Below are 5,262 nucleotides of genomic sequence, written 5' to 3' on the forward strand. Positions count from 1 at the left end.
GGGATAAAGGTTATATAGATAATAGTAAGTAATTGGAAGGGTGATATGATGGAAGTGAGAAATCCTAATGAAACAAAGAGAGAGTTAGAAATATTGTTTACTGAATCGGTTGGCAGGTTACTGAAGCCACTTGAAGAGGAAATAATTGCTGACATTGTAGCCTATCCATACGAAAAGCGAATTGCCTTCTTGGAGTATTTGAAGGAAATGTCCAACAAACAAAGACAGTTGAAGTAAGTTGAACTTTCATCATGAAGGAGGTCTTTTTATGAGGAACGAAGAAATGAGCAGATACAAAGTATGGCGTGAAAAGTGGAAAAGAAAAGTTAATATGGAGAATTTGGCGTTATATGGCATTTCATCATTAGTTATGGCCATCTTGCCTGTTCTGGCCCATATGAGTTAAATCGATTAAAGGACCGTCTTTTGGCGGTCTTTTAATATGTTAAAAGTTGCCATGAAAAGATATAATGAACAAAGAGGAAAGGAGAGATATGCATGAGTGTTATCAAAGAAGAAGAAATCGTATCTTACATAAAAGAATTGGTGTCCATACCCAGCCCCTCCGGCTATACAGATCAAGCCATTAAATACGCGGCCGATTTCATGGAGCAGAGGAAGGTTCCTTACAAGATCACGAATAAAGGGGCAGTGCTTGCTTCATTAAAAGGCGAAGATGATGGCAAACATCGATTGCTGACTGCCCATGTCGATACTCTGGGTGCCATGGTAAAGGAAATCAAGGCAAATGGCCGCCTTAAATTGACGATGATCGGCGGTTTTCGCTGGAACTCAGTGGAAGGGGAGTATTGTAAAATCCACACAGCTGACGGAGCAATTATAACCGGGACCATATTAATCAATCAGACCTCTGTTCACGTATATAAAAATGCCGGGGATGCAAAGCGTGATGATGAAACAATTGAGGTCCGGATAGATGCTGTCGTGAATACTAAAGCGGAAACTGAAGCCATTGGCATTTCTGTTGGAGATTTTGTCTCCTTCGAGCCAAGGGTGGAAGTTACGGATACTGGCTTTTTGAAATCAAGGCATTTGGATGATAAAGCAAGCGTCGGCATCCTGCTTCATATCATTGACCTCATTTCCGCAGGAAAGATAAAATTGGCATATACGACCCATTTCCTGATTTCAAACAATGAAGAAATCGGCTATGGCGGCAATTCCAATATCCCTGAGAAAACAGTCGAATATCTAGCTGTCGATATGGGAGCCATCGGTGACGGACAATCGACGGATGAATTCAGCGTTTCCATTTGTGCGAAAGACTCCTCGGGTCCTTATCATTATAAATTACGTCAGCATCTAGTCGCCCTTTCCAAAGCAAATGCTGTCGACTATCGCGTCGATATTTATCCATATTATGGTTCGGACGCTTCCGCTGCGATCCGGGCAGGATATGATGTCGTACATGGTCTGATCGGACCGGGGATCGATGCTTCACATGCCTTCGAGCGGACGCATGTCTCTTCATTAAAGCATACAGCCAATCTGATTTTGCATTATATCCAATCAGAGTTGGTTTAATCGTAAAAAAAGCCCGCACTCATAATCAGATGAGTGCGGGCTTTTTTTGGTTTTAGCGAGATTTTTATTATACTCGTGAGTGACAAATAAAGATTTATAATGATAATTCTTGTGGGGGCTCACCATTGTTGTTCATCAACCGAATGCTTTCCGGTTTAATTTGAAGGATTAAATAATTGGGATCTTTCGGACCTTCGAACCAATCTTCAAATGAATCGTTCCATAATTTATCCTTCAATTCCTGTGAGTCGTTTATTTTCGAGGTACCTGAGATTTCCAGGTAGGAATCGCCTAATCCTTCATTATCATAGCCGATCAGAATGTGAACATTAGGATTCTTTTCAATTTCATCAGTTTTTTCCGTCTTTCCACTCGTTGGCGTGTATAAAGTTAATTCATCGTTAAAGAATGTCATATAGCGCGAATGTGGTTTGTTGTTTTCAACTGTAGATAATACTCCTATTTTATGATCACGAATGATGTTCAATACTTTTTCTTTAATTTGGTTTTGGCTCATTTTTGCACACTCCTTTTATTTTTTTACTCTATTACTTTTCCTCCTTTTCCTTTAAGTTAAACAAAATTATGCAGTTTGCCATTTTTATGAATGAAGATTGAAAGAAGTTGCCATAATAGTCATTATGTGTTCTGTTTCATGATGTTAATCCATTTGTAAAGGTGAGTATGATGAATGAATTGTGGTGAATTACTTATCATTGGCGGGGCAGAGGATAAATGCCTTGAAGGTGAAGTATTAAATAAATTTGTCCAGCTTGTGACCCATAACGACGGCGGAATAGGAATATTGCCTTCAGCAAGTGAAATTCCTGAGGAAGTGAGTGCAGAGTATATCAAGATCTTCAGGAATTTAGGCGTGAACAGGGTGGAAGTGATCAAGCTGGATTCAAGGCAGGATGCAGACGATCCAGCAATTTGTGAAAAGCTGCCATCTTTTTCAGCTATCTTCATTTCAGGGGGAAACCAAAGCCGATTGTCTGAACTAATTGGAAAAACCAAGTTCCACGATGCCCTTTCTAAAGCCTGGCATAAAGGAATGGTGATAGCAGGGACAAGTGCTGGCGCTTCGATTTTAGGTAAGTACATGATCGTCGCTGCTGACACGATGCTGAATGACAATAAATTAAAGGTTGAAATTGGGGAAGGCTTCGGCTTCCTTGACGGCCTGATAATCGATCAACATTTTTCCCAGCGTGGCCGCTTTGACCGTCTGTTAAGTGCGATAGCAGGGAAAAAAGAAATTATGGGTATTGGCATTGATGAAAATACAGCAATTTTAGTTAAAGACGGTCATTTTGAAGTTGTTGGCCAACATCAAGTATTGGTTCTTGATGGAAGCACCAGTGATTATATCAATATCACAACTTCTGATAATGGCAGTGAAGAGTTGACTCTTTCGGGGTTTAACCTTCATGCCCTAACAAGGGGATACCGTTTTGACCTGCTTACCAGGAAATTGTTGATGAAAAAGGGGATCCAACAATGAAGATCAATCGAGTCCGTTATTTAAAAGGACCTAATTATTTTGCTTATACACCTACAATTTGCATTGAATTGGATATAGGGGAACTTGAACAGAAACCATCTGATTCAATACCTGGATTCAATGAAAAATTGTTAAAGGCGCTCCCGAACCTGGGAAGCCATACATGTTCAAAAGGGTATCGAGGCGGTTTCGCCGAAAGGCTGAGAAAAGGAACATGGATGGGACATATATTGGAGCATATGACGATTGAGCTTCAAAACTTGGCCGGAATCGAAGCCATTCGTGGAAAAACGATAATGATGGAAAAGAAGGGTGTTTATTATGTTACCTTTGACTATCAGGAGCCTCACTCAGGTCTTCAGGCATTTTTAGCAGCAAAAGATATCGTGGAAGCCATCCTGAATGGTGAAAAAGTTATAAATGTACAATCTTATGTAAAACAAATAGAGGAGCTATATTATAAAAATAAACTAGGGCCAAGTACTGAAGCCATTTTTAAGGCAGCGCAGGCAAAAGATATCCCTGTCGAGCGAATGGGTGATGAAAGCTTACTGCGTTTAGGAACCGGTACAAGGCAAAAGTATGTCCAGGCGACAATATCTAGCCAAACTTCTAATATTGCCGTTGAGAATTCATGTGACAAATCATTGACCAAATCAATTTTAAGCGGGTGTGGCCTCCCTGTACCTGAAGGGGAAGTTGCCCATTCCATTGAAGATATCTTTGCCTCGGCGGACAGGCTGGGTTTTCCGCTGGTCATAAAACCGTATAATGGAAGACAAGGGCAAGGCGTCATCACTCATATCAAAAATAAGGATGAGCTATTCAATGTAATTAATTGTTTGGAGTTGCATGTGGAAAAGTACATAGTCGAACGGCATATTGAAGGACATGATTATCGGTTATTGATAGTCAACGGAGAACTTATCGCCGCTAGTTTAAGGCTTCCTCCCTATGTTATTGGCAACGGTAAGGAAACGATACGCAGTTTGATAGAAAAGGAAAATTGTAATGAGTTGCGAGGAGAAGGTCATGAAAAGCCGATGTCAAAAATCCCACTTACACATACTGTGACGTGCTACTTGGAAAAATCGAATCGGACGCTCGAAACCATACCGAATCAAGGGGAATTGGTTCAAGTTGTCGGCAATGCAAATCTTTCGACTGGTGGAAAGGCAATCGATGTAACGGGCCAGGTTCACCCCACCATAAAAAATATGGCTGTTGCTGCCGCAAAAGCGATCGGTTTGGATATAGCCGGAATAGATTTTATCTGTGAGGATATATCAAAACAAATCGAACATTCAAGGACTGCGATTATTGAAGTGAATGCTGCACCGGGAATTCGAATGCATCATTATCCGAGTGAAGGGAAAAAAAGGGATGTAGGCAAAGCCATTGTCGATTACTTATTTCCGACTAGGGAAGAGGCTGCTATACCGATCATCGCAGTGACCGGAACAAATGGAAAGACGACAACGACGCGATTGATTCATTATTTTCTTACTAATGAAAAAACAAAGGTTGGCATGACAAATTCTGATGGAGTATATATCGGCGATGAGGTATTGGATCAAGGTGACTGCAGTGGCCCTGTCAGTGCAAGAATGGTATTGGCCCATCCTGAAGTTGATGTAGCCGTATTGGAAACGGCCCGGGGCGGAATTCTGCGTGAAGGACTGGCTTTTCGGAAATGTGATGTGGGGATCATCACCAATGTAAGTGAAGATCACCTCGGCCGTGATGGAATCGATACATTGGATGATCTCATAAAATTAAAGAGGCTGGTTGCCGAAGTCGTAATGAAAACAGGCTATTGTGTGCTGAATGCAGATGATCCGAATGTAGCTGCCATGAACGCCTATACAGATGGGAAGGTCATTTACACCTCTACTGATGCCACCCAGCCTCACGTTAAGGCTGCGATTAATGGTGGATGTGAAGTTTGGTTCGTCAATGAACAAGGCATGATTTGTCATTCATATGATGGAGTCATCCATCCATTCATGGATTGCACCGTTATTCCAATTACGATTTCCGGCATGGCACGTCATAATATCGCCAATTTACTTCAGGCGTTAGCCGCTGCCGAAACACAAGGCGTTTCAATGGAAGAATTAAGAAGGAAGGCTGCCACATTTATGCCTGATACGAATTTGTCCAAAGGACGTTTCAATTTAAAAAAGTTGAAAGAGCGTACGATCATAATCGAC

6 protein-coding genes are annotated in these 5,262 nt (G+C 41.3%); 5 read left to right on the plus strand and 1 reads right to left on the minus strand.

Translation table 11 applies throughout. The features are described 5' to 3' along the window. Nucleotides 1-45 precede the first annotated feature (45 nt). From ACFVSH_RS22420 to ACFVSH_RS22430, 3 genes are all read left to right on the plus strand, one after another. Nucleotides 46-237 (plus strand): hypothetical protein, encoded by a 192-nt coding sequence (locus ACFVSH_RS22420; protein WP_387599435.1) that lies wholly within the window; start codon nt 46-48, stop codon nt 235-237. Nucleotides 238-268: 31 nt separating this feature from the next. Beyond that, the gene (locus ACFVSH_RS22425; RefSeq protein ID WP_387599437.1) at nt 269-406 is read left to right on the plus strand and encodes a hypothetical protein; all 138 of its coding nucleotides are present in this window, start codon (nt 269-271) and stop codon (nt 404-406) included. A 92-nt stretch (nt 407-498) separates the two neighbouring features. Next, entirely contained in the window at nt 499-1,545 is a 1,047-nt protein-coding gene (locus tag ACFVSH_RS22430; RefSeq protein ID WP_387599440.1) for a M42 family metallopeptidase, read from the plus strand. Nucleotides 1,546-1,639: 94 nt separating this feature from the next. Here ACFVSH_RS22430 and ACFVSH_RS22435 read toward each other — a convergent pair whose 3' ends face one another. Beyond that, nucleotides 1,640-2,062, minus strand: a complete 423-nt coding sequence (locus ACFVSH_RS22435) for a pyridoxamine 5'-phosphate oxidase family protein (RefSeq protein WP_387599443.1) — start codon at nt 2,060-2,062, stop codon at nt 1,640-1,642. 174 nt (nt 2,063-2,236) lie between these two features. Here ACFVSH_RS22435 and ACFVSH_RS22440 point away from each other — a divergent pair, with 174 nt between their 5' ends. Together ACFVSH_RS22440 and cphA are read left to right on the plus strand one after the other, a co-directional pair. Then, nucleotides 2,237-3,049 carry a cyanophycinase gene (locus ACFVSH_RS22440; RefSeq protein ID WP_387707900.1) on the plus strand — a complete coding sequence of 271 codons (813 nt, stop codon included), beginning with the start codon at nt 2,237-2,239 and terminating at the stop codon, nt 3,047-3,049. Then, nucleotides 3,046-5,262: cyanophycin synthetase (gene cphA, locus ACFVSH_RS22445; RefSeq protein ID WP_387707902.1), on the plus strand; the 2,217-nt coding region annotated here is incomplete at its 3' end. The genes ACFVSH_RS22440 and cphA, both read left to right, overlap by 4 nt.

The sequence above is a fragment of the Peribacillus sp. NPDC058002 genome (assembly GCF_042886655.1).
Taxonomy (GTDB): domain Bacteria; phylum Bacillota; class Bacilli; order Bacillales; family DSM-1321; genus Peribacillus; species Peribacillus aracenensis.